This is a genomic window from Mesobacillus jeotgali (assembly GCF_900166585.1).
Classification (GTDB): Bacteria; Bacillota; Bacilli; order Bacillales; family Cytobacillaceae; genus Mesobacillus; species Mesobacillus jeotgali_A.
In genome coordinates this window covers 1,271,266-1,295,931 of the sequence record NZ_FVZC01000009.1, presented here as the reverse complement: position 1 = coordinate 1,295,931, position 24,666 = coordinate 1,271,266, and the positions used below count along the sequence as shown (strand labels likewise).

The 24,666-nt window shown below is 41.7% G+C and carries 30 protein-coding genes; 10 read left to right on the top strand and 20 right to left on the bottom strand.

The genetic code is table 11. The annotated features are described in order from the left end of the window. Positions 1-21: 21 nt before the first annotated feature. From B5X77_RS16595 to B5X77_RS16585, 3 genes are all read right to left on the bottom strand, one after another. Complete coding sequence (locus B5X77_RS16595) at positions 22-1,095, bottom strand: mechanosensitive ion channel family protein (protein WP_079509055.1); 1,074 nt, start codon at positions 1,093-1,095, stop codon at positions 22-24. Positions 1,096-1,239: 144 nt separating this feature from the next. Beyond that, positions 1,240-1,536, bottom strand: a complete 297-nt coding sequence (locus tag B5X77_RS16590) for a spore coat protein (protein WP_079509054.1) — start codon at positions 1,534-1,536, stop codon at positions 1,240-1,242. Continuing rightward, positions 1,533-1,742, bottom strand: coding sequence for a hypothetical protein (locus B5X77_RS16585; RefSeq protein WP_079509053.1), 210 nt, complete (start codon positions 1,740-1,742; stop codon positions 1,533-1,535). Before B5X77_RS16585 ends, B5X77_RS16590 begins: the two co-directional genes overlap by 4 nt. 129 nt (positions 1,743-1,871) lie before the next feature. On the opposite strand from B5X77_RS16585, the gene B5X77_RS16580 reads away from it, so the two are divergent. From B5X77_RS16580 to B5X77_RS16570, 3 genes are read left to right on the top strand one after another with little or no spacing between them, the layout of a single operon-like run. Continuing rightward, complete coding sequence (locus B5X77_RS16580) at positions 1,872-2,099, top strand: spore coat protein (protein WP_079509052.1); 228 nt, start codon at positions 1,872-1,874, stop codon at positions 2,097-2,099. Beyond that, entirely contained in the window at positions 2,099-2,461 is a 363-nt protein-coding gene (locus B5X77_RS16575) for a spore coat protein (protein ID WP_079510272.1), read from the top strand. The genes B5X77_RS16580 and B5X77_RS16575 overlap by 1 nt, the downstream gene beginning before the upstream one ends. A gap of 16 nt (positions 2,462-2,477) precedes the next feature. Beyond that, the gene (locus tag B5X77_RS16570) at positions 2,478-3,614 is read left to right on the top strand and encodes a zinc-dependent alcohol dehydrogenase (protein WP_079509051.1); all 1,137 of its coding nucleotides are present in this window, start codon (positions 2,478-2,480) and stop codon (positions 3,612-3,614) included. A gap of 40 nt (positions 3,615-3,654) precedes the next feature. Here B5X77_RS16570 and B5X77_RS16565 read toward each other — a convergent pair whose 3' ends face one another. Further along, positions 3,655-4,896 (bottom strand): erythromycin esterase family protein, encoded by a 1,242-nt coding sequence (locus B5X77_RS16565; protein ID WP_079509050.1) that lies wholly within the window; start codon positions 4,894-4,896, stop codon positions 3,655-3,657. 186 nt (positions 4,897-5,082) lie between these two features. Here B5X77_RS16565 and B5X77_RS16560 point away from each other — a divergent pair, with 186 nt between their 5' ends. Further along, the gene (locus tag B5X77_RS16560; protein WP_079509049.1) at positions 5,083-5,409 is read left to right on the top strand and encodes an Mpo1-like protein; all 327 of its coding nucleotides are present in this window, start codon (positions 5,083-5,085) and stop codon (positions 5,407-5,409) included. Between the two features lie 46 nt (positions 5,410-5,455). On the opposite strand, the gene B5X77_RS16555 is transcribed toward B5X77_RS16560, so the two are convergent. The 4 genes from B5X77_RS16555 to B5X77_RS16540 form a co-directional block, all read right to left on the bottom strand. Then, positions 5,456-6,172, bottom strand: coding sequence for a YebC/PmpR family DNA-binding transcriptional regulator (locus B5X77_RS16555; RefSeq protein ID WP_079510271.1), 717 nt, complete (start codon positions 6,170-6,172; stop codon positions 5,456-5,458). A 246-nt stretch (positions 6,173-6,418) separates the two neighbouring features. Next, positions 6,419-7,417, bottom strand: a complete 999-nt coding sequence (locus B5X77_RS16550) for an LLM class flavin-dependent oxidoreductase (RefSeq protein WP_079509048.1) — start codon at positions 7,415-7,417, stop codon at positions 6,419-6,421. Positions 7,418-7,420: 3 nt separating this feature from the next. Beyond that, complete coding sequence (locus tag B5X77_RS16545) at positions 7,421-7,702, bottom strand: DUF3219 family protein (RefSeq protein ID WP_079509047.1); 282 nt, start codon at positions 7,700-7,702, stop codon at positions 7,421-7,423. Between the two features lie 85 nt (positions 7,703-7,787). Then, positions 7,788-8,579, bottom strand: coding sequence for an alpha/beta fold hydrolase (locus B5X77_RS16540; protein ID WP_079509046.1), 792 nt, complete (start codon positions 8,577-8,579; stop codon positions 7,788-7,790). A 160-nt stretch (positions 8,580-8,739) separates the two neighbouring features. Here B5X77_RS16540 and B5X77_RS16535 point away from each other — a divergent pair, with 160 nt between their 5' ends. Next, entirely contained in the window at positions 8,740-9,885 is a 1,146-nt protein-coding gene (locus B5X77_RS16535) for a glycoside hydrolase family 18 protein (RefSeq protein WP_079509045.1), read from the top strand. A gap of 141 nt (positions 9,886-10,026) precedes the next feature. Here the strand turns inward: B5X77_RS16535 and B5X77_RS16530 are convergent, their stop codons facing one another. The 6 genes from B5X77_RS16530 to B5X77_RS16500 all read right to left on the bottom strand — a co-directional run bounded on the left by B5X77_RS16530 (position 10,027) and on the right by B5X77_RS16500 (position 15,298). Further along, the gene (locus tag B5X77_RS16530) at positions 10,027-10,296 is read right to left on the bottom strand and encodes a hypothetical protein (RefSeq protein ID WP_079509044.1); all 270 of its coding nucleotides are present in this window, start codon (positions 10,294-10,296) and stop codon (positions 10,027-10,029) included. Positions 10,297-10,428: 132 nt separating this feature from the next. Further along, positions 10,429-10,698: a DUF1292 domain-containing protein gene (locus B5X77_RS16525; RefSeq protein ID WP_079509043.1), complete on the bottom strand. Its 270-nt coding sequence runs from the start codon at positions 10,696-10,698 to the stop codon at positions 10,429-10,431. Between the two features lie 95 nt (positions 10,699-10,793). Then, positions 10,794-11,711: a CBASS cGAMP-activated phospholipase gene (locus B5X77_RS16520; protein ID WP_257391837.1), complete on the bottom strand. Its 918-nt coding sequence runs from the start codon at positions 11,709-11,711 to the stop codon at positions 10,794-10,796. A gap of 111 nt (positions 11,712-11,822) precedes the next feature. Then, positions 11,823-13,283 (bottom strand): alanine/glycine:cation symporter family protein, encoded by a 1,461-nt coding sequence (locus B5X77_RS16515; protein WP_079509041.1) that lies wholly within the window; start codon positions 13,281-13,283, stop codon positions 11,823-11,825. Positions 13,284-13,712: 429 nt separating this feature from the next. Beyond that, positions 13,713-13,934 (bottom strand): hypothetical protein, encoded by a 222-nt coding sequence (locus B5X77_RS16510; RefSeq protein ID WP_079509040.1) that lies wholly within the window; start codon positions 13,932-13,934, stop codon positions 13,713-13,715. Between the two features lie 503 nt (positions 13,935-14,437). Next, positions 14,438-15,298: a dimethylarginine dimethylaminohydrolase family protein gene (locus B5X77_RS16500; RefSeq protein ID WP_079509038.1), complete on the bottom strand. Its 861-nt coding sequence runs from the start codon at positions 15,296-15,298 to the stop codon at positions 14,438-14,440. Positions 15,299-15,472: 174 nt separating this feature from the next. On the opposite strand from B5X77_RS16500, the gene B5X77_RS23425 reads away from it, so the two are divergent. The 5 genes from B5X77_RS23425 (at position 15,473) to B5X77_RS16480 (ending at position 18,788) form a co-directional block, all read left to right on the top strand. Next, on the top strand, positions 15,473-15,610 hold the full coding sequence (locus B5X77_RS23425) for a hypothetical protein (protein WP_176167355.1): 138 nt from the start codon (positions 15,473-15,475) through the stop codon (positions 15,608-15,610). A gap of 19 nt (positions 15,611-15,629) precedes the next feature. Beyond that, positions 15,630-15,773, top strand: coding sequence for a Fur-regulated basic protein FbpA (gene fbpA, locus B5X77_RS16495; RefSeq protein WP_176167354.1), 144 nt, complete (start codon positions 15,630-15,632; stop codon positions 15,771-15,773). 75 nt (positions 15,774-15,848) lie between these two features. Continuing rightward, complete coding sequence (locus B5X77_RS16490) at positions 15,849-16,178, top strand: MerR family transcriptional regulator (RefSeq protein ID WP_079509036.1); 330 nt, start codon at positions 15,849-15,851, stop codon at positions 16,176-16,178. 136 nt (positions 16,179-16,314) lie between these two features. Next, entirely contained in the window at positions 16,315-17,631 is a 1,317-nt protein-coding gene (locus B5X77_RS16485; RefSeq protein WP_079509035.1) for an ammonium transporter, read from the top strand. 134 nt (positions 17,632-17,765) lie between these two features. Continuing rightward, entirely contained in the window at positions 17,766-18,788 is a 1,023-nt protein-coding gene (locus tag B5X77_RS16480; RefSeq protein WP_079509034.1) for an LLM class flavin-dependent oxidoreductase, read from the top strand. A 239-nt stretch (positions 18,789-19,027) separates the two neighbouring features. Here B5X77_RS16480 and coaW read toward each other — a convergent pair whose 3' ends face one another. From coaW to B5X77_RS16450, 6 genes are all read right to left on the bottom strand, one after another. Then, entirely contained in the window at positions 19,028-19,828 is an 801-nt protein-coding gene (gene coaW / locus B5X77_RS16475; protein WP_079509033.1) for a type II pantothenate kinase, read from the bottom strand. Between the two features lie 189 nt (positions 19,829-20,017). Then, on the bottom strand, positions 20,018-21,217 hold the full coding sequence (locus tag B5X77_RS16470) for an ABC transporter substrate-binding protein (RefSeq protein WP_079509032.1): 1,200 nt from the start codon (positions 21,215-21,217) through the stop codon (positions 20,018-20,020). An 85-nt stretch (positions 21,218-21,302) separates the two neighbouring features. Next, on the bottom strand, positions 21,303-22,010 hold the full coding sequence (locus B5X77_RS16465; RefSeq protein WP_079509031.1) for an ABC transporter ATP-binding protein: 708 nt from the start codon (positions 22,008-22,010) through the stop codon (positions 21,303-21,305). Then, positions 22,003-22,767, bottom strand: a complete 765-nt coding sequence (locus B5X77_RS16460; RefSeq protein WP_079509030.1) for an ABC transporter ATP-binding protein — start codon at positions 22,765-22,767, stop codon at positions 22,003-22,005. The genes B5X77_RS16465 and B5X77_RS16460 overlap by 8 nt, the downstream gene beginning before the upstream one ends. A 2-nt stretch (positions 22,768-22,769) precedes the next feature. After that, on the bottom strand, positions 22,770-23,795 hold the full coding sequence (locus tag B5X77_RS16455; RefSeq protein ID WP_079509029.1) for a branched-chain amino acid ABC transporter permease: 1,026 nt from the start codon (positions 23,793-23,795) through the stop codon (positions 22,770-22,772). After that, positions 23,795-24,658, bottom strand: a complete 864-nt coding sequence (locus B5X77_RS16450; RefSeq protein ID WP_079509028.1) for a branched-chain amino acid ABC transporter permease — start codon at positions 24,656-24,658, stop codon at positions 23,795-23,797. The genes B5X77_RS16455 and B5X77_RS16450 overlap by 1 nt, the downstream gene beginning before the upstream one ends. Between the last annotated feature and the right edge of the window lie 8 nt (positions 24,659-24,666).

Here is a 24,666-nt window from a genome sequence, read left to right as displayed (position 1 = left end):
ATTCAAACTGGAATCTGGCGATTAACCCTCATTTCCGAATGGTGGTTCGCTTTTATCGATTATTTGAAACGGAATGCTCGGCAGCTGGATATTATTTTTAATGAAAATTGCGGCCGCCATATGCCTCATTTTACTTTCTATTTTTTCTTTGATTTCGAAGTTCACTACGGGGATTTCAATCAGAAACTCCATAGCCCTGCTATTAAAATCAACAAAACGGATGTCTGGCTCTGGAGAATCGAGGATGCCATTTTCTTTTTCCTTGATTTCAGTGGCTGCTTGCTCAAGAAGTGCCTGTACAACTTCGGTATCAATGCCAAAAGCGATACTTACCCTTACCTGAGCCATCATTCTTGCACTTGTTCGGTTCTTGATGATCTGTTCAATAAAATATTGATTAGGAACAATCAAAGTGCCTTCCTTAGCAGTACGAATGATGGTTGATCTTAATCGTATTTTTTCAACACGCCCTACTTTTTCATTGATTTGGATAATCTCCCCTACTTCAATCGGTCTTTCAAACAAAATGATGATTCCGGAAACAAAGTTACCTGCAACATTCCTCATTCCAAAGCCAATGCCAATGCCCAGGACACCGAACACCGCCCCGATGGCAGTCAGGTTAATCCCGACACTTGTCAGGCTTACAGCCAATGCTGCAAACATAACGATATAATAAATGATTTGATTGAAGGTATAACCCAGGCCTCTGTCCACTCCATAGTAATCGTAGACAGAAGACAAAATATACTTGTTGAAAAGCTTTACCAGTCTGTGTGCCAGAGACACAATCAAAAAAGCTATGACAATCAGCAAGGCTGTGACCTCTACTTCACCGTGAGTATAAAGCGTATAAAAAAGCCAGTCATTCTTTGAAAAAGTTAACAGGAGCAAAATGATTATGCCATAAAAGGTTATCCAGTCTGCCAAGGAATCGATTATTGGCAGTGCTTTCTGAAACCATCTTGATTGCTTTGCTGCAGTTAACTGAGCGATCCTTTTAATTCCCCAATTTAAAAGAATGATCAGAGCCAGGAATATCGCCAGTCTGATGATATCCTCGCGGGAAATGTCCCTGATAATAGTATCTACCACAAAAACCACCTGCAAATTTGATATATCTGTCTATTCCTGTATTGCAGGTGCTTTAAACTTTCTAGAATTAAAAGCTAGGATGAGGCAAGTGATTAAAAAGCTGCCATCCTTTTGGTTTTGGCAGCCTTCTAGTTTTATTCTTTTCTAATCAGCAAGCTTCAAAGCAGTATCGGCTGTATCAATATCCACCCTGATTTGTTCACTAAGATTATGAGGGTGATAAAACCCAGTTTCAATCAGGTAGTTAGTGATATTTTCATGGTTCTCTACAGCTGATCTGAGCTGTTCACGAAAAGCATCTCTTAATTCAGGTGTAGCTGTTTCCGTTATGGCAAATGAAAGATTGCGTATGGCAGACTTAATGGAAATCAGATAATCTGCTGCGATTACTTGATCTGTCATCCCAGCCATTCCAGCCAAATTGTGCAAAATATTTGTCATTCGCGATTGCCCTCCCTATTTGTCAATAATTCCTTCATGCGATTGATTTGTGCAGTTGATACAGTGACTTCATTTGAAAGGATTTCTTTTAGCCTTAAGTCTTTTACAAGCAAACCCATTGTGGTTGCTTTGGTCAATGTAACACTTTTAAATGTCAGTACCTCTAGCAGTTCTAAGGTCTCATGTATTCCTAAATATCTTGTCATTGGGGATCTCTCCTATTAATAACGTCTTCCCTGTTATGTTTCCTTTAATATATTTCATTATTCGGCATTCCTGCATAATCCAAATCATTTAATGGGAAATTAAAAATGTTCTTTTTGGAGGTGATTCATATGGAAAAAGATACTCTTGCTTTCCACGAGACGATGGAAGCACATGAAATATTGAATTATAAAACGATAAGTGTCCTAAAGTCCAAATTAATGCAAGGCCTTTGTTTTGATAACGATTTAAAGGCATTGATGGATAAGGATGTTCAACAATCAATAGCTGCGATTGAGGAGTTAAAAGGATTTTATAAGGGTGCCAGGACTAAACCAATGAAGGAAGGTGACCAATGATGGAAATGGATTATCTTGATCCCCAAGGTGCCGAGCACATGCCTGAAATGGCAGATGCATCCTTTGCACTTGATTTTCTCCTCTGGATCAAAACCGGAATACATACTTACGGTATCGCTTTAACAGAAGTAGCCAACGGGGAACTAAGGAATGCTTTGTACAAACAAATGGAATTAGCAATAGACCTTCATGCCGAAGTAACCGATTTAATGATGGAAAAGGGCTGGCTTTATCCACATGATGTTGGGAAACAAGTTGAACTGGATTTGAAATCTGCTGACATGGCAGTCAGCATCGGTAAAATGGATCTTTTCCCGATTGACACGGATCGGCTTGGAATGTTCGCGACACCGAATAAATAAAGGAGGGATGACCAATATGAAAGCCGTTACGTATCAAGGCAGCAAGAATATAGAGGTCAAAAATGTCAAAGACCCTGAAATAAAGAACTCGGACGACATTATCATAAAAGTAACAGCGTCGGCTATTTGCGGCTCCGATCTTCACCTTCTGCATCAGATGATTCCCAACTTGCCTACTGACTATGTTATTGGCCATGAACCAATGGGTGTAGTAGAAGAAGTAGGACCTGGCGTGAGCCAACTAAAGAAAGGCGATCGGGTGATCATCCCTTTCAATGTCAGCTGTGGAGAATGCTGGTACTGCAAGCATGACATCACCTCACAGTGTGATAATTCCAATCCCCATGGGGAAATGGGCGGATTCTTTGGGTATTCGGAAACAACAGGGGGATATGCAGGCGGCCAGGCTGAATATATGCGTGTACCATATGGTAATTTCACACCCTTTAAAATTCCCGAGAACTGTGAAGTTGAGGATGAGAAATTGGTTTTATTGGCAGACGCAGCTGCAACGGCTTTGTGGAGTGTCGATCACGCAGGAGTTAAATCCGGGGATACAGTGGTTGTTTTAGGCTGTGGTCCAGTTGGTTTGCTCGCCCAAAAGTTTGCCTGGTTCAAAGGTGCAAAACGAGTTATCGCCGTTGATCATTTGAATTATCGCCTGGAACATGCGAAAAAGACAAATAAGGTTGAAACTGTGAATATAGAGGAACACCAGAACACCGGTGAATATTTGAAAGAAATCACCAAAGGCGGAGCAGATATCGTCATTGACTGCACCGGTATGAGCGGCAAAATGTCACCGCTTGAGTACCTGGCTTCCGGCTTGAAGCTGCATGGCGGTGCAATGGGCGGTCTTGTTATTGCCTCACAGGCGGTTCGCAAAGCAGGTACAATCCAAATCACTGGGGTGTATGGAGGCAGGTATAATGCCTTCCCATTGGGTGACCTTTTCCAGCGTAATGTTGATTTGAAAATGGGACAGGCTTCGGTAATTCCGTATATGTCTTTTCTTTATGATCTTATTTCTAATCGTAAAATGGATCTCAGTGACGTCATTACCCACATTCTCCCGCTAGACCAGGCCACGCATGGCTATCAAATATTTGACACCAGGACAGATGGCTGCATTAAAGTGGTTCTCAAACCTTAATACTCATAGAAAAACGTCCCTTAGAGGACGTTTTTTTGGTTCATTTGAATAGTGGAATCAAAGCAGTTGTCTTATCGGCAAAAATAAACGCATCATATCTTTCAGCGATTCTGGATGGGACATAGTTTCCTAAATGTTCTAGCTCAGGATCATATACCACTCCTATTGCCCGGTGTCCGACCACATTTCCAAATTCCTTTTTGTTGTTTTTATTGAAGAGAAGATATTTATCAAAGGCGCCCGCTTGATGCAAAGCATCCTCCCAACTTCCAGTTTCAGCATCCGGCACCTCCATAACTTCGACGCTGCCTCCCCATTCGTCTGATGCAATGACTGTGCCATGATGAGTCCCAAAACCGATAGCATAAACCTGCTGCCCGTATTTCTCCCGTAAAATTTGCCCTACGTTTATCATCCCTTCCTCTGCCATATCTGTTGCCCTTGCATCTCCAATATGTGTGTTATGCTCCCAGATGATTGCTTTTGCACCTTCTCCATGCACTTTCATCACTTTTTCCAATGCGGTAACCATATGGGTATCCCGGATATTCCAATCCTCTGCACCGCCCCTGGCCATGGCTCTGTAATAACGTTCTGCATCCAGCATCACCAGGCTGTTGACTTCAAGATTCAAGTCTCCTTCCTGCTCCTGTGGATAATGCCTTCGCTTCTTCTGAAGGTCAATCAATACTTTGATCACTTCTTCGGTACAATCTTCTCCATAATAAGCCGATGAGATAGCATAATTTTCCCCACGCCGGTCAAACGGTTCAAAACAGGAAAATGCCTGCTTAGCTGATTCCACATCACCCGGTGAGATTTTTTCAAGCTGCCAGATGATTTCCTCCATTGACTCCCACAGGCTATAGACATCAAGACCATAAAAGCCCACCTTGTCCTTCGCTGATACGTTATGGCTCTTTAACCAATTCACAAGTTCAAGAATCTCCTCGTTGGCCCACATCCAGGAAGGCCAGCGGTCAAAATCTTTTAATGCTTTACGCGCATCCCCACTGATGTATCCTTTAATATATTGATTCACTGTGAAACAAGACGGCCAATCCCCTTCCACAGCTATGAACGAAAAGCCGTGATCTTTAATTAGTCTTTTGCTGAGCTCAGCCCTCAGTGTATAGAACTCCGATGTTCCGTGAGAAGCTTCACCAAGCATGACATACTTTTTATTTGCCGCAGCTTCAATCATACTGTCAAGATCATTGTATGTATCAATCTTAATCGCATGTTCTCCGATAGATTGAATCAGCTTTTGGTTATTAACCATTCCGCACCTCCAAATAATGTAATTACTCTATTTCTGCTTATAGGAGTAACAAAGTTTTTAGAAAACCCTTACTAAACCCCTTTTTAATTTACCCGGAGATCCGCCGGGAAATCAGTATCAAAAAAATAAAGGGATTATCGCTAGGAAATAGAACTATATTTAGTAATTATTATGAGGAGGTTTAATATGGTGTTTAAACATTTCGAAGAATTCTGGCCATTCTATTTGTCGCAACATAGTAAACGTTCAACCAGACAATGGCACTTTGTCGGCACTAGTTTCGTTTTTATATTTGTCTTAGCGGCGTTGTTTACAATGAAGTTGTGGTTGATTTTGTTTGCACCTATAACCGCTTATGCATTCGCCTGGTTCAGCCATTTCTTTATTGAAGGCAACAAGCCGGCCACTTTTGGCCACCCTGTCTGGTCTCTTCGGGCAGACTTCCGCATGTACCGGCTTATTTTATTTGGGAAACTGGACGAGGAACTTCATAAACATAAGCTGGCAGGTTGAAAAGATTAAAAAAACCCATTCCGACAGTAGGAATGGGTTTTTTGTGTTAGGACAATTCAACATTATGGTAAACTTGCTGGACATCTTCCAGATCTTCCAGTGCATCAACAAGCTTTTCGAACTGTGCTTCAGTTTCTGCATCAAGAGTGACTTCAGTCTGTGGAAGCATGGTCAGTTCGGCTACAGTAAAATCAGTAATACCCGCATTTCTGAATGCTTCCTGGATAGCATGGAATTGATCCGGTTCACCATAAATAATGACAGATTCTTCTTCCTCAAGTATATCACGTGCGTCAAGATCTGCTTCCATTAATATTTCGAGTGCCTCATCAGCTGATTTTCCTTCAAACCCGATTACCGCCGTTTTATCGAACATATAGGAAACTGATCCGGCAACCCCCATGTTTCCGCCGTTCTTGCCGAACGCTGCCCGAACATTGGACGCGGTACGGTTTACATTGTTTGTAAGGGCATCAACGATAACCATGGAGCCATTAGGACCAAACCCTTCGTATCGCAGCTCCTGATAATTTTCCTCAGCTCCGCCCTTTGCTTTATCAATTGCGCGGTCAATGATCACCCTTGGTACATTATATGTCTTCGCTCTTTCTAGGACGAATTTAAGCGCCTGGTTGGATTCTGGATTTGGCTCACCTTGTCTGGCTGCAACATAAATTTCAAGCGCAAATTTTGAATAAACCCTGCTTGTATTTGCATCCTTCGAAGCTTTTTTTTCTTTGATGTTGTTCCATTTACGACCCATATATTCCACTCTCTTTCACCTTATATCAGATCACTGCAAGCTGAAGGACTATAAGACAGCGATGCAGCCTTTCACAAATAATATTATACCTTAAAAAGGCAACTTGTTAATAGAAAACAATTGCGCGTGATGCCAGGTGGAATATTTGAGAGATTACCTTAGGTTATGACTGTTATGGTGTATTTTTCATCTTTCAAATCATTTAGTTACTTCCAATATAGTCTGTAGTCATAACGTTTCGCTCAATTACGGTTCCAGCAATTGTTCTGAAATCAATTTATAGGAATTCTGCCGATCCTCTGGCGAATGTGTAATGGTTACAATCATAATTTCATCTGTTTGAGTTTGGTTATGTAGCTCAAGAAGTCTATTTTTTACCTCAACAGGATTTCCAATGATCATCTTTTGTCTCATACGGTCAATCTCATCCTTTTCAGTTGCAGATAAACGGTGTGACTTTGCCTCAGTAATCGAAGGAACCCCAGGGAGGCCCATTCCCTTACTTCTCTGAATACTCCAAATGAGAGAGCTTAAGGAAATTTCCTCAGCTTGTTCACTAGTTTCAGCACATATTGCTGAAACAGCCAATATTGTTTTCGGCTTTTGAAAACTCCCCGGCTGGAAAGAATTTTTATAACTATGTAAGAGCTCTCGGGCATCCTTGTCGCTCATAAACAACCCAAATGCATAGGCAATCCCTTGTTCCGCTGCAAGCAAAGCACTTTTCTCGCTGGTCCCCAGCAGCCACGGTTCTGGAGGAGTTTCTGGCACTGGAGAGGCTGTGATTTTTGCAAGTTCACTTCCAGCAGGGTGATCGTTTCGTATGAAATGAAGCAAATCCTTTAAAGATTCAGGCATCTTCCATACATTTTGAAGAAAATGTTCAGACAAAGCATTTGTTACTTCTGCAGATCCCCCTGGAGCCCGGCCAATCCCAATATCAACGCGAGCCGGGAATAGAGTGGCCAGCAGATTGTATATCTCTGCGACTTTGTAAGGCTTGTAATGAGGGAGCAAAACAGCACCAGAACCTATACGGATCCTGCTTGTCCTGGCACCTATATATGGGAGCATTACTTCGGGTGCTGGACAGGCTAGTCCCGGCATATCATGGTGCTCGGCGATCCAGTACCGTGTATATCCTAGCTTTTCTCCTGCCTGTGCCAGCAAGACAGATTGCTCCAATGCTTGTTTGGCTGTTTGGTTTGCCGAGACAGGTGCCTGATCAAGAATGCTTAATTTCATTGCTTACCTTTTCACCTCCGATAATTCTAATTTGAACTGGCCAATCTGCCCGCTTTCATACAGGTTGGTTACAGAAGTGGAGTAATGGACAATCTTTCCCTGAAAGGCTGGATAACCAGGAATGTTCACTTCAAATTCACCTTTATACAATAAGGTGGTGACATCGTGGTAGCGCTCACTAGTCACAGGAAATTCGACTGAAACATGTTGCAGACCGTTTTTAAGTAAAGATTCAAATTTACTGACTGCGATGGGATAACCATCTAATAAAATTTCATTAACCAAATATCATCACTCCTATTTTGCAGTTCAATTCTCTTCATTAAAAAAATGATGCCTGCCCTAAAAAAGGGACAGGCCGAAGGTATGATTACAGACTGGCAAGAAACTCCTTCATTGTTCTTACTAGTTCTTCTGGCTGTTCATACATGCTCATATGGCCGGCGTTTTTGATGATGCTCTTATTGATATTGGTTTTACTGACACTGAACGTTTTTTCAGGTGGAATTATTTGATCTTTTTCACCTGCAATCAGGAGTACCGGGAGCTCAGTTTCTTCCAGCACATGATTCCTGTCTGACCTGTTCTTCATAGCAATCAAAGCACTGACAAGGCCCTCTACAGTTGTATTCATTCCGATTTTGACCGTTTGAAGGATATCGTAGGAGTTAAGGTCATTGTTTTCTGGTGAGAAAAGCTTTTTGGAAAGTCCCTCTATAAAAGAATCCGGTCCATCTTCCCGAATTTTCGCTGCATTTGTTTCCCTGCCTTCCCTGGCTTCCTTAGTGTCAGGATTCGCAGTAGAATGAACCAATGAAAAACCGTTTAAATTATGTGGATATATTTCTGCAAAGGCGAGAGCTATATATCCCCCGAGAGAATGACCAAACATTGTCACTTTGTCTACTCCTAATTGATCAAGTAATTCTTTGATTGTTGCTGCCATATCTTCTATGGAGTAACTTTCCTTCGCCATTCCAGATTGTCCATGTCCAGGCAAATCCAGAGCTATGACTCTGTTCCCCTCAGCCAATTGAGGCAGGACTTTGTCCCAATATTGCTTTCCGCCGGCAAAACCATGGATTAGTACGACTGGTTTTCCTTTTCCTTCATCATAAAAACTAATTTCAGTGTTAGCTGCGTTTATTTTCTTGGAATTCATTTCATTCGCTCCTATCTTTTCTACTAATTAGTTTATTCCCCTAATGAGCATTACTAATCTTACTTTTAAGATTGATGTTGATAGCCTGATATTACCACAGCAATAATCGTCGCTTCTCTGTTACAATTTTAAAGTTGAATAAATTCTGGAGGAATCAAAAATGACAAAACGCTTCCTGGCAATATTGATGATAATTTTAATCTTCATAGGCGGTTTTCTATCTGGTTCATTACTTGCCAATAAACGCCAAAACCAAGAGGCCTCCAACTTCAATAATGCATCATTATCCGCGAAAACACCTGCTGTAAAAATTGTCCCGGAAATGAAACAGGCCTCTAAGGTCTTGATTGGCTATGTCCAGGACTTTCGAAATCCTGAAACAATCGATTATGACGGTTTAACACATGTTGTTTTCTCTTTTGTTCATCCTGCTGTAGATGGCTCAATTATAATGAATGGGGATCATGCTATCAAAAACTTGAGGGCGGTTGTTGCGAACGCTCAAAAAACTGATACAAAGGTGATGCTGGCTATTGGAGGCTGGTACCATATCAATGGCGGAGAATCTTATGATTACTTTAAGACAGCGATTTCACACCCTGAAGCCAGAAAAAAACTAGTACAAGAGCTTGTCAGTTTTACCAAAAGAGAAAATCTGGATGGAGTCGACATCGATTTTGAGCACCCACGCTCAAAAGAAGATGCCCTTTATCTTGCCCTTTTTTCCAAAGATTTAAGTGCACAGCTGAAACCAATCGCTAAAGAGTTGTCCATCGCTGTTAATGCAAAGGTACACAGCGTAACAGGGACTGAAATTCACTCCGTCGTGTTTGAGCCATCTATGTTTAAGTATTTTGACCACGTCAATTTGATGGCATATGATGGTCAATGGGATGGAGAATATAATGCTGCGAATTTATCGCCATTCTCTTATTCTGCCAATATAGTTAGCTATTGGACCTCGCTATTTGATCAACATGGCTATTCAAGAGAGAAACTCGTTCTCGGGGTCCCTCTTTATGCTCAGCCAGAAAATCCTTCAGCAAAACAGCTCTCTTATAAAGCAATAACAGAACATGCACCTGGGAATGCCGTTAAGGATCAGGTCAATATAAATGGAACGACTTACTATTATAATGGACACTCTACCCTGAAAAAAAAGACTGAACTGGCACTTTCACAGCAGCTTGGAGGTATGATGCTTTGGGAAGCGGGACTTGACGCAGCGGGGAATCAAAGCGCAACCATACTGATTGCAAATGAGCTTAACAAGCACCAGGACGTACGCTATTATACAAGAAAGTAAAAAAGCCTTTGATGGGCTTTTTTGCTTTAAGAGATGGAAGATTGTATGAATAAGATAGCAGTAAAAATTTTGGGTTGTTGCAAGAGATGAAATTAATTTTAATATTGCCTGCTTATACTCAGATGTGTTGACTTAGCATTGCTAAGAACCTATTTCTTCAAACTCTTTGATTTTCTCGAGTCTCTCGACCAGCACCCTGCATCTCTTATCACCAATCTCATATAAATACATTTTATGGCCGTTTTCTTTGAGGAGCTTCTTGAATTGAATCTCGCCAGATAAATCATATCCTTTGGCTAAATCAGATATTTTCTTGAAAATCTGCTCTCTGCTCGGTTCAGTGGTAGATGCTATTTTGATAGGAATCGGGATTCCCTTAATCTTAAAGGTTACAAGGATGACGCTATCCAATTGAATCAACTCCTTTCAAAATCAATTCGACAAATTTGAATGATTTCCTTCTATTTACAGTATTTTTGATAAAAGGATTCAACATATGTATATATACCAAAAAAGGAGAGGGGATTAACCTCCCCCTCCCTGCTATTCTTCTTCATTCATCATCTCGTCAAAGGCTGAAGAAACCTTCTCAAATTCGTCATCAGATTCTATGGCGGCTAAATCTCCATCTTCATCCATCTTGAGGAAAAAAATATCAATATCGTCGTCAGTCTCTGTTTGAAGATCTTCTACGAAGCTTACTGCCGCATAGTCAGTACCTTCAATTGTCAAAGCCCCGATCACCTCTACCTCTTGTTCAACATCGTTCTCATCACTAATTGTGAATACTTCGCCTACTTCAAGTTTTTCCATCGTAACTCCCCCTGTCTGGATATGATGTCCAAAGATAGTATGTCAAAAAATTTGACGTTGCATTCTCTAAAGTCTACAACCTGCTGGAAGGTTTTTCAACTCTCAGAAAGAAACGCTGCAATCTGTTCTTTATGTTTCTCGAAAACCTGCCTCCCCATATCCTTTAATTCACCCATATAGGTAAAATCGTCAAATGGGATTTCCTTCGATAACTCAGTATTCAAACGAAGGTAATGGTCACCTAGTAAAAGCCTGCAATGGTAGGTGACAGATTCAGACGATAGGTCCATAGCCAAATCAAGGAGTTTTGGAGTGACTTTCAAAGATGGAAAATGGAAGGGGAGCCACTGGCGGATTCCCCAGTGTTTATCCTCCTGTATCGAGAAATCGATATTCTGCTGGCCGGTGCCGATGGAGAGGATCCTTATAGCACTTAAATCCGTTTTAAAATGATGTAACGCTTCAGTGACACAAACCAATGAAGGGTTATTAGCCCACAATCCGCCATCGATTGATAAATATTGATTGTTTACATTGTTTGGGGGGAAATAAACAGGTGCTGAACATGAAGAAAGTACAGCATCCCACAAATTCAATGATAATTCATTTTTTGAAGAAAACCCAAAGTCGGACCGGTGAACATACGGTTTTCCGTGAGTAATATCAACAGCTGGAATCAATAAAGGCTTTTCAATATCTCCCAGGGTAAGGTCTTTGAATGCATGCTTAAGCAGCCTCCTTAAATAACGGTCACTGTAGACACTTTTAAAGAGTCCTACTTTGGATTTCTTGATGAAAATTTTTTTTCCGTAAGTTTCATACTTTTTCATCAACTCTTCCATCGATGTATTCAAAGCTACTGAAGCCGCAATGATAGCCCCTGTGCTTGTCCCGGATACGACATCGAACAGTTGTCCCGCTGGTTTTCCAAACTCCTCTTCCATTGCCTGCAGTATAGCAATCGGGAAAACACCTCTGATACCTCCACCGTCAATGCATAACAACTTCATCATATTCCCCCGCAACTAACTTAGTACTATCATCCTTCCCATTCCACTAAAACAATATGAATAAACAATAAGAAGAGCTGCCATTTGAAAGGCAGCTCTTCAGGTTTGACTATTTTATGAAACTTTTTCGTTTTCATGATTAAAGGAATATTCCTCTTCCCAATACTCCGCATTCTTGATCCCGAGTTTTTTGGAATTGAATACAGGGTCGAGACCTTGTTTTTTCTGACTCTCATAATCTTTCAACGCAATGAGCGCCGGCTTAGCAAGCAGGACAATAGCGATTAAATTCAGCCACACCATCAATCCCAGACCAGCATCTCCAAGTGCCCATGCAAGTGATGCTTCCTTCACTGCACCATAGAAAGTTGACCCAAGGATGACGACTTTCAGGATGAACATTGGAGTCTTGCTATTTCTTCCTCTGAGAAGATATGCAATATTTGTTTCTGCCATATAATAATAGGCCATGATAGTTGTGAAAGCGAAGAAGAACAAAGCTATCGCAACAAACTCAGCCCCGAATCCCGGTAAGACAGCATCAACAGCTGCCTGTGTATATCCAGGACCAGCTTCAACACCTTTCAGGTTTTCTACAATGAACGATCCGTCAGCGCCAACTGTATTGAACATCCCAGTAAACAGAATCATGAATGCTGTTGCCGAACAAACGAATAGAGTATCAATATAGACCGAGAATGCCTGGACAAGCCCCTGTTTAGCCGGGTGGGAAACTTCAGCTGCTGCAGCTGCGTGAGCACCTGTTCCCTGTCCTGCTTCATTGGAATAAATACCGCGTTTAACTCCCCATGCAATCGCACTGCCCAAGATACCGCCAAACATGGAATCAGCCCCGAAAGCGCTTTTGAAAATCAAAGCGAAAACCTCAGGTACTTGAGAGATATTCATTCCAATAATGATAAGAGCAACAAGGATGTATCCGATTGCCATGAATGGAACAGTATACTGGGCCACTGTTGCAATCCTTTTTACTCCGCCAAAAATGATAAAGCCTAAAAGAGCAATGATAATCAAACCAGACACTGATTTGCTGACACCAAAAGCATTCTCAAGACCAAGTGCAATCGAGTTTGACTGAATTCCCGGCATTAAAAGGGCCATTGCCAGCAATGCTGCTATCGAAAAAACGATGGCAAACCATTTAATACCAAGACCTTTTTCGATGAAGTAAGCAGGACCGCCTCGATAAAGACCATCTTGCTTCACCTTGTAAATCTGCGCTAATGTTGACTCAACAAACGCGCTGCTTGCCCCGATAAACGCAATCGCCCACATCCAGAAAACCGCACCAGGTCCCCCCATTGCGATGGCAGTAGCAGTACCTGCAATATTACCAGTCCCTACACGGCCTGATAAAGCAATAGATAAGGCCTGAAAAGATGAAACTCCCGCTTCGGAACTTTTTCCCTGGAACATGAGCATTACCATGTCCTTTAAGAGTCTAACTTGTAAAAAACGTGTCAGGATTGAAAACACCAGGCCGATTCCTAAAATGATATAAATGACCGGGTTGCTCCACAAAATCCCATTAAGCCAAGAAACAAAAGCTTCCAAATGAATCCCCCTTTACTTGATTGATTTCTTTCTATTTCGAATTATAAGATAATTAGGCTAAAAGGACAATCAAAAACTGATGTTTAACAGAAAGTATTTTATTGAACTGTATAACTACAGAAAATTCGACAATTTCGGCTGTTTTTTTATAAAAAATATCAGTGTGTTTTTGTTAGTTTTCATTCTGATTTTTTCTGTTTTGATGATGATGTGTAAGCTTAGACTGGGATCCTTTAAATTTGCACAATGAATCGTCCTATTCTGCCAGCTTTTTGAAATTAACACTCAAAGCTGTCCAAAGATGCCTCAGCTTCTGCCATCATTTTCAGAAAAACCTTCGCAGCTGTCCAAAGCTGCCTGAGGTTCTGCCATCATTTTCAGAAAAACCATCTAAGCTGTCCAAAGATGCCTCAGCTTCTGCCATCATTTTCAGAAAAGCCCTCGAACCTGTCCAAAGCTGCCTGAGGTTCTGCCATCATTTTCAGAAAAACCATCTAAGCTGTCCAAAGATGCCTCAGCTTCTGCCATCATTTTCAGAAAAAACCTTCGCAGCTGTCCAAAGCTGCCTGAGGTTCTGCCATCATTTTCAGAAAAACCATCTAGGCTGTCCAAAGATGCCTCAGCTTCTGCCATCATTTTCAGAAAAACCATCTAAGCTGTCCAAAGATGCCTCAGCTTCTGCCATCATTTTCAGAAAAGCCCTCGAACCTGTCCAAAGCTGCCTCAGCTTCTGCCATCATTTTCAGAAAAAACCTTAAAGCTGTCCAAAGCTGCCTCAGCTTCTGCCATCATTTTCAGAAAAACCATCTAAGCTGTCCAAAGATGCCTCAGCTTCTGCCATCATTTTCAGAAAAGCCCTCGAACCTGTCCAAAGCTGCCTCAGCTTCTGCCATCATTTTTAGAAAAGCCTTCACAGCTGTCCAAAGAAACCTCAGCTTCTGCCATCTTTTTGAGATAACACTCATTACTGTGCAAAAGCTGCCTCTTGTTCTGAAACTTTCGACGGTTTATCTTATGACGCTTCCCTGGTTGCTTGCATAAGGAAAAAAGCAGGAGAAAAGGTCCCCTGCTTGATGTAATGATCGAATATCCCGCCACTTCTTGTCATATAAAGAGTTTGGAAGGTTTAGCTTCCTTATCGAACAAAACAAATATCAAATACTCTCACGCAAAATTGGAAGTGTGCAGCATCGGAATGAACCGCCGGATTTGATGATTTCGGTTATATCTACTTCGACTACTTCGAAGCCTTTTTTCCTTAGCTGTTCATTTACTCCTTTATTTACAGGAAGACTTAGGATGCGTTGGTTGCCGATACATAGTACATTGGTTCCAAGTGTGAATTGTTCTTCTTCGCTGACATCAATAAGTTCGTAGCGCGAACTGAATAGTTTTATGTCTTCATCTGTTAAAGCTGGCCGATAAATTAGCGCCACTTCTGGAGATACAACATTAAAGACGCAGTCTAGATGGAGATATTCAGCTTTGAACGGAATGGGCCTAACGTTAAAGTCTGAAAGCAATCCTTGCAAATGTTCCGCTGCCTGCTGGTTTGTCCGATTGCTCAATCCTACATAAACAGTATCCTGATCAATGACAACATCACCGCCCTCAATCTGATCGCCTAACAGATTATAGTAGGATATTTCTTCATCCTCCAGCCATTGTTTTAGGACATCCTCTTCCCCTTTGCGGATATCACTTGCCATGTCAGCAACAAAAATAGTCTGGCCAAGCGTAAAACCAATGTCCCTTGTGAAAACTTGCTCTGGATATTTTTTATGGTATGGAAGCAGAATCACCTCTACACCAAAATTTTTCAATGTATTGACAAACTCACTGTGCTGCTCCAAAGCAAGCTCAATATGTATGCCCTCATCTTTGAAATGTTTCTGAGTTTCATTTATCACGTCACGGATGGTCATATATTGCGGCTGGCAAAGTATTACTTTCTTAAGTACATCATATTCATTTAAGATAAACCCTCTGTTTTCAGGCTTTAGTTTCTGTTCCATCATACTCCTCCTTATAGTCAAAATCATCATTATAGGTTTTCCGATTCGTGCCTCATTCATTACTCATGTCATTAAAAATCCTGTCAGATATCCTATCGAACTTAATGAAGTTACAGAAGGCAGACGTTAAGATTTAAAAAATGAGATTCAATATAGAGGAGATGAGGAAATCCAATGGACAGACAAAGTGGAACTGATTTGGCGAGGCTGATAGTGGTTATTGATCTTTTTCGTGATCAATTGTATGAGGAATTTTTAAGAAAGAATGGAAGTCAGGCTTTAGAAATACTGCGAAATATTCAAAATGGATGATTTTAAGGAGGAAGTCAAAATGTCATTATACTTACGGACTGCGGTTGATAAACTAAAAGATTACTATATTCAGCATTTGATTAAAACGAGGCTAACTAATGAAAGTGAAAAGGAATTAAGGAAATTAACTTTGACAGAACTTAAAAATTTAATAAATGGGTGATGAAAATTAACGAATTTCATTTACAAGAATTAAGTTCATGTGAGAAAATATAACACAAGAAATTGAAGTGTGGTGATGATATTGGCTGACTCCTCCTCCTATAAAGATAAAAAAGTCATTACAATAGGCATTGTCAGTGAACTGACAGGACTTTCAGAAAGACAAATAAGGTATTATGAAGAAAGAAAATTAATTTTTCCCGATCGAACCCCAGGTGGGAGCAGGAGATATTCGTTTGCAGATGTGGAGCATTTGGTGGAGATAGCAAATAAAATCGAAGACGGGGTACAGACGTATGAAATACGGCAGGAAATGCTAAAGCAAAAGAAGCGAAGTCAGGAAGAAGCTCATAAAAAAATGATCCAGGGACAATTAAATGCGCGATTCGGGATACAGAAATATTAATATGCAGAACCTTCTTACACGGAAGGTTTTTTCTTTTTTTTAAAAAATACGTAAGGTTTTCTTACATGATTGTAGTTTTAACTCCCATTAGATGACAAAATAGCTATTACATTCATAAATAAGGGAGTTGAACGTTTTGGATACTGTTTTTTTAATGAATAGTTTATGGGTAATGGTCTCCGCAGTATTGGTTATCTTGATGATTGGGGGATTCATTCTACTTGAAACTGGGTCCACAAGAATGAAAAATGCGGGACATATAGCCGGAAAAACTATATTAACTTTCGGCATATCCTCTATTGTTTTCTGGGCGATTGGTTATGGGCTGATTTTCGGTAAAGGAAACTCGATAGTGGGATTCTCTGATTTCTTTTATTCAGGCTATGACGTTGAGGGATTAGCACTCTCAGGACCAATTTTTTTCCTCTTTCAATTGGCTTTCGCTGGAATTTCAATAACGATCGCTTTTGGCGGATTTGCAGAAAGAGCAAAATTATCCGTTTACGTTGTTTTTGCTCTATTGTTTTCTATTTTTGTCTACCCAATCATCGCCCACTGGATTTGGGGTGGCGGCTGGCTCGCAGAACATGGAAAACAGGATTTTGCTGGTTCGACTGTTGTACACCTTACCGGGGCAATGGCTGCACTGGCAGCAACGCTCCTTTTGAAGCCGCGCATTGGCAAATTCAATCATGATGGAACAGCCAATAAAATAGATGGTCATAACCTGGTATTTACCGCATTAAGTGTACTTTTCCTATGGGTTGGCTGGTTTGGGTTCAATGCAGGGAGCACCGTATCAGTTGAGGGGGCATTCTTTGGCTTTGTTGCTTTGAACACCAATCTTGCAGCTGCTGCAGGCACAGTTGCCGCACTGGCTATATCATGGATTGTACTTGGAAAGGCAGATATCCCTATGATGCTGAATGGTACACTTGCTGGACTTGTTGCGATCACTGCATCTTGTGCCTTTGTTGATACCTGGGCAGCAGTGGTGATTGGATTAGTTGCGGGAATTCTTGTCTTCTACAGTATCCGTTTCTTTGAAAGCAAGCAGATAGATGATCCTATCTTTGCACTATCCGTCCACGGGGCAGCAGGTGTTTGGGGCACCTTATCCACTGGTTTTTTCGCTACGCCTGAATTGGCTGCAGTCGGAAAACCCGGTTTATTTTATGGAGGCGGTTTTGAGCAGCTCGCTGTCCAGTCAGTAGGAGTTGTGGTGTCAGGTGCTTTTGCCTTCATCGTTTCATATTTAATCTTATTGTGCATGAAGACGGCAATGAACGGTTTGCGGGTCACTGAAGAGGAGGAAAATATTGGACTGGACATTAGTGAACACGGGAATTATGGCTATCCCGAATTTATTAATATGGAACAAAGCTCTAAGGAATCTGTAACTGTCCATACTGCCGACCTTCCCTTAGTCCCGCAGCAGCAGACCGTCAATTAACTTCAAATCCAACTCTGAAACCTTTTGTTTTGATTACCGAAAGATTATTGTTACTATTGAATTGTATATACGCTGGGAATAGTAAGGATGTTGTTCCTGGCTGCTAATATTATTCAATAAAGGAAGATGTAATCATGACAGAAAGCAAACGTTTAAAAGATATAAAATATTCAATACTTGATCTTGCTCCTATTATTGAAGGCAGCACGGCGGCAGATGCACTTAAAAATACACTTGATCTTGCAAAGCATGCAGAACAATGGGGTTACCGCCGTTACTGGCTTGCGGAGCATCATAATATGCCAGGAATTGCCAGCTCTGCTACTTCTGTTGTAATTGGCCATGTTGCAGCAGGAACATCAACAATTAGGGTAGGCTCTGGCGGTATCATGCTTCCTAATCATGCTCCCTTAGTAATTGCTGAACAATTCGGGACACTGGAGTCTCTTTTCCCTGGACGTATTGACCTGGGTCTCGGGCGCGCCCCTGGTACTGACCAGGTGACAGCTTATGCACTAAGACGCGAACGCCGAAGTGATGGCCAGGACTTTCCTGAGCAATTAGATGAGCTGCGTGCTTATTTTAACCCGGAACTTGATTCACAGTATCGAAGTGTAAGAGCAATTCCAGGTGAGGGATTGAATATCCCAATCTGGCTGCTTGGCTCCAGTGGCTATAGTGCACAGCTTGCAGGTCAACTCGGCTTGCCTTTTTCATTCGCCAGCCATTTTTCCCCGGAAAATACATTAGGAGCTCTCAATCTTTACAGGAGAAACTTCCAGCCTTCAGACATTTTAGAAAAGCCTTACGCGATGGTGGGTGTAAATGTGATCACTGCCGAAACCGATGAGGAAGCGGAATTTCTGGCAACATCGATGCAGCAGCAATTCCTGAATCTCTTCAGGAATAATCCTAGTCCGCTGCTGCCGCCTGTCAAAAATTTCGAAGAACAAGTCAGTGAGTATGAAAAGATGCTGCTGGACAGCCGGATTGGTTCTTCAATTGTAGGCAGTCCACAGACAATCAAAGCAAAGCTTCAGAAATTCCTGGATGATACCCAGGCAGATGAAATGATCATCAACGCTCAAATCTTTGATCATAAGGCAAGACTGAAATCCTTTGAAATCGTTTCGGACGTATTTAAAGGACATCTGTAAAATACCAAATAAGAGGAGAAGCTAAAATGCTTATCCTCTTATTTATTAGGCTCTTTTCTCAAACTTTGTGCTATTGACAACGAAATATGGTTGAATGACCTATGTTTCTAAACAAAAAGTTAAAGCTTATTATGTGAAAGAGCTTGCATACTTAATACCGGACTACATAACGGCATTTTATCACGTTAAATCGCCTTTAGGATTTTAACAACAATCTTTCCGAAAGCAGCCTTTTATTACTAAAGCATTGCACCGATAGCCCCGCTAAACTCCCCGTTTCCCAAAAAGTTTGAATCTAAGCTGGACATTTCACAATATGTCATCAGGCTTTCCTGAAGAGGTTGATTCCCTGCGAGAGTACTGCCAATAAAGAACACTTTTTTTATTCTGTGAATTGTTGCGGTTTGGGCTGTTAAGAGGGTTATTGTTTCTGCAATCATATTAATTAAAGAAGCGATTTTATCAGATGGTGAGCTGGAGGAGATTCCTTGCAATTTGGCAAAATTGCTCGCAGTTAAGTTGCCAGAAATAGGTGCTTCTTCTGCATCATAGATATCCTTCACCAGCAGATCGACGAGACCCTTTTCACCAGCGGCTGCAAAACTCACGAGATCGGCAAAATCACCACTATCAGTGATGATTTTGCCCAACCCCATAAAAGTTCCGCCCCCAATCCCGCTGCCAAGGACCCTGGCATATTGTTCCCCGTTTAATTTAAACCAGGATGTACCTGTGCCGATGTTGACTAGCAAAGAATGTTCATTCGTCAATATTCCATTCTTTCTCATCAAATAGTTAGCACCTTTGCACACAGCGGAAAATTCATCCACAACCTTTCCTTCTGGAAAGTACATCGATTTAAGTTTTCTTGCCCTTCCGCCTGTCAGATGGACTATCTTATTTGGAGAGATGATTTTCAGCCACCGCATCACCTCATCCAATTCTTCAATACGCTGTTTCCGAAAATGTAATTTGCCTTTTTCTTCAAAAACAATTTTAATTAATGAACCTCCACCATCTATGCCGATTCTATTATTCATAGCTCTCCCCTTTTATGCCTATTTGCAGGCTTTTCCTTTATTTTTATTTTATGTTTTTGGGAACCTTGATCGCAATGAAAAACGGCAGTTTATTTTAACTGCCGTTTACCAGTAATAACTTTATAGTTTTTAAATCAAGCTTTGATTCTCATGATTTTTGAATTAGTGTCCGGTTTGAACACCAGCCTTTTAATCAGCCTTTATTGGCACGACTTTTCCATCCTCTATCGCTGCCACAATCAGCTCACCTTCAAATCCGCCATTAGGGTCGATTTTTGGGATTACATACACTTTTTTGTCCTCCGGCAGGTTATCCAGCCCGTCCTGCATATGGGCCATTATTTTTTCTGGATCATCAACAGAACCAGCGGCTTTTATGGCTTCCGCAAAAACATGCATCGCAATGTAATTCAAGCCAGCTTCAGAACCTGGATCCTCATTGTATTTTGCTTTATAGTTTTTAACGAATTCTGGTATGCCGGGACTATCTGAGTTGACGAGCGGCATGACACCAATTGCACCGTTTAGAATGTCATAGCTGCCTGTAACTTTTTTCATCTCGTCGAATTTGGCCTGGTCCATCACGATAAATCCACCTTTAAAGCCTAACTCCCTAGCCTGTTTGGCTACTTTTGCTGTTGGCTCTGAAGGTCCGCCAATGAATAGTACATCAGGCTTCTCCTTTAAAGCATTGGTAATGATCGTAAAGAAATCAGTGTCCTTCGCAAAGTCAATTGACGAATTAAAAACCACTTTCCCGCCGGCTTTTTCCCAGTGAGGCTGAAGCTTTTCGGCCCAGTCCTTTCCATACTGTGAAGCTGTCGGCAGGAAGGCGATTTTCTTGCCGAACTTCTCCATAGTATAATTAGTGAATGGCTCCAGATAGCCGTCATAACGGGGAGGGATTCTAACCGTTAACTTATTTCCTCCTTCTGTTACCTTAGGTTCACTAGTATAGGCTCCAATAATGAATTTTTCCTGCTGGTTAAATACTTGCATAGCTGCCACACCACCGCTGTGAGGGGTAAAGATAATAGGTGTTTTGTTTTCCTGCATGAGTCTTTTTGCATTCGCTCCTGCTTCATTAGGCAAGTACTTATCGTCCAGTGAGACAATATTAAATTTATACTTCTTGCCGTTTACTTCAATTCCACCTGCTGCATTAAGTTCTTCAGCTGCCATCTGGACACCGTTCAATGTCCTTTCGCCATAAAATGCAGCGGGTCCGCTCAATGGACCTGTATATCCAATATTAATTGTTCCTTCACCTGGCGCTGCCTTTGAATCGTTACCTCCTGTACCTGTTTTTTCTGAACTGTTGCAAGCGGCTAGAGTGAAAATCAAGGCAAACATTACACTTAAGACCAGCAATAATTTGGACTTCTTCATTTGGTTTCCCCCTCAAAATTTTTAATATTCAGAATTAATTATGCATACCGCTTGTCAACCACCTCCCTAAAGGCAGAAAGTAATCTTAGGCACCGATATATGCCTTTTTTATGTCTTCATTTGCAAATAATTCATCGGATGTTCCTTCCAGTACTACAGAACCGTTTTCGAATACATAGCCTTTATTTGCAATTTTCAGGGCAGCATTCGCATTTTGTTCGGCAAGCAGGATGGTGGTTCCCTCTCGATTGATGGTCTGGATCACTTCAAACATTTGCTCGACAATCAACGGTGCAAGGCCGATTGAGGGCTCATCAAGAAGCATAAGTTTTGGCTTTGCCATCAATGCCCTCCCAATAGCCAGCATTTGCTGCTGCCCGCCGCTGAGTGAACCTGCCATATCGTGCTGTTTCTCTTTTAGAATCGGAAACAGTTCAAACACGTGTTCCATTGAATCTTTTATCCCTTTTTTGTGCCTCCGGTGAACATAAGCGCCCATTCTCAAATTCTCATATACTGTCATGGATGGAAACAGCTTTCGCCCCTCAGCGCATTGGACAATGCCCGATTGCACGATTTTATCAGGACTTCGTATATTTAGTAGTTCTCCCTCAAAGAGGATATCTCCTAAAGAGCATTTATTTAATCCGCTGATTGTCTTGAAAATCGTGCTTTTTCCGGCACCGTTCGCTCCTAGAAGGACAACGACTTCTCCAGGAGCAACTTCAAGGCTGACATTTTGGACAGCTGCATAGCTGCCATATTTAACTGTAACATCTCTCAGTTCAAGCACTGGCGCTCCCTCCCAGGTAAGCCTTGATGACAATAGGATTGTTCCGTATTTCGTCTGCATTTCCCTCAGCAATCTTCTCTCCGTAATTGAGGACCATGATTTTATCTGCCAGCTTCATGATCATTTGCATTTTGTGCTCGATCAAACAGACAGTAATCCCTTTATTGGCCATTTTTCTTATCAGTTCAGCCAATCCCTCCGTTTCGTCAGGGTTCACTCCTGCTGCAGGTTCATCAAGGAACACAATTTCAGGCTCTGTTGCCAATGCCAGTGCAAACGCGGTCCGTTTCTTTTCTTCCTGAGTAAGACTGCCGACTAGTTTGTCTGACACTTTTTGCAATCCTGCGAATTCTATGACCTCTATCGCTTTTTCAAGGCATTTTTCTTCATCCCTTTTTAGTCTTTTTGACCTAAAAACCGCATCCATTAAATTGGATTTTGTCCTTAGTCTGTGACCGACGAACACGTTATCAAGGACAGTGGATTGTTCAAAAAGGTTTGTCGTTTGAAAGGTACGAGCTATTCCCAGTTCCGCTATTTTATTTGAAGGCAGGTTTGTAATGTCCTGGCCTTTAAAAATAATATTCCCTGATGTCGGAGGGTGGAAGCCGCTTATAAGATTGAAAAAAGTCGACTTGCCTGCTCCGTTCGGACCGATAATCGCATTGATTTTCCCTTTTTCTATAGAAAAATCAACACTATTAACGGCCGTCAGCCCGCCGAATTTCTTTGTTAACTTCTTGGTTTCCAGAAACATTCTCAACCCTCCTTAACCTGATTGTCTGCAGTGATAGGGCTTTGCGAGGAACCTGCTCGCACCTTGGAATTCTGCAGTTTTTTCTCAGCACGTTTTAAGCTCCAGCCGCCGACTGCCCCGGCGATCCCACGAGGGTAAAAAATAACCAGGAGTGTTAAAACAGGACCGAAAATGAGCATCCGGTAATCCTGAAGAAACTGGAGCTGCTGTGAGATCCATACTACCAATACAGTGCCCACGATGGGTCCAGACAGAGTGCCTATTCCTCCAATCAGCAGATATGTCAGCAAATCAAACGTGATAACGATGTTCCCAATATCAGGTCCGATAAAGCGGATGAATGAGGCATAAAGCGCTCCTGACAGGCCGGCAAAAAAAGTCGACAGCACGAATACTTCCAGTTTATTTTTCATTGTTGAGATTCCAATCGTCTGTGCGAGGTCCTCGCTGTTGCGAATTGCCATGTATGTCCTTCCTGTCAAAGAGTGCACAATCCGATAAACAACCAGAATGACCAAAAGCAGAATCGCCAGAACGAGATAATATTGTGATAGAGGTGTCTCAAAAGAAACAGGCCCGATATTCGCCGGTGCTGGAATTCCAATCAAACCGCGGACGCCTTCTGTTAGACTGTCCCATTTATCGATGATAAGGTAAATGATATACCCGACACACAGGGTGTAAATGGCAAAGAAATGCTCTTTTGTCCGTAAGGCTATCAGGCCGACTAAAAACCCAAGAATGCTTGTAATGACTAGTGAAAGCACAAAAGCAAGCCAAAAATTCATCTGAGCTTTTACCGTTAGTAAGCCTAAAGAATAAGCGCCTATCGCGAAAAATCCAGCATGCGCCAGTGATAGATATCCCGTATAGCCGGCCAATAGGTTAAGCCCATACACCCCAATCATCCAGATGAATGAAAGAGTCATTACATGGATGAAATAATCGTTTTGCGTAATTAATGGAAATACAATCGCAAATAACAAGAGTGCAAGTATGATATTGCGTTTATTGACCACTTTCGCCATCAATGTCCCCCCTTAGCAAACAGGCCGGTTGGTTTTACTGTTAGAATGATGACAAGCAGGATGAACGCAATGATGTCTTTGTAATCATTAGAGATATACGTTGCCCCCAGGCTTTCACTGAATCCTAGAATATAACCCCCGATGATCGCACCGGGAATACTGCCCATTCCACCCAGGATGATGATGACAAAAGCTTTCAGGATTACCAGCTGGCCCATTCCGGGAAAAACTAGATTAATAGGTGATGCCAGTGAACTGGCAATGGCAGCAAGCCCTCCGGAAATAAGGAATGTCAGCATCGCCACCCGGTTTGTATTGATACCTACCAGGTTGGCACCATCACGATCCTGTGACATAGCAATGATTGTAGCACCAGTAAACGTTTTTTTCAGGAACAGGTAAAGCAATACCATTACACCTATGGCAGAGATGATAATCAGCAATCTTTGCATCGTGAAGGTCAAACCGAATAACTGTACAACCTGGTCATATGGTGTTGTCATCATCTGATAATCAGCACCCCAAATAAATTGAGCGAATGCTTCCAAAAATAACAGAATTCCAATCGCTGCTATTTTGTCATGAATCGGCGGTGCATGCCTTAATGGATGGAAGACCAATCGTTCCATCAATACGCCAATTAATCCGACAGCGAAGACTGAAATGAGAATCGCCAGCCAGTAATGAAGACCATATTGGACCATCATCATCAAGGTTATATATCCACCCATCATGTATAACGCGCCATGGGCGAAATTCGGGATATGAAGGATACCGTATACAAGAGTGAGTCCAAGAGCTACTAAGGCATATACGCTGCCGATGGTCAGACCATTGAACAGCTGCTGAACCAATATCTCCATCAAGATCC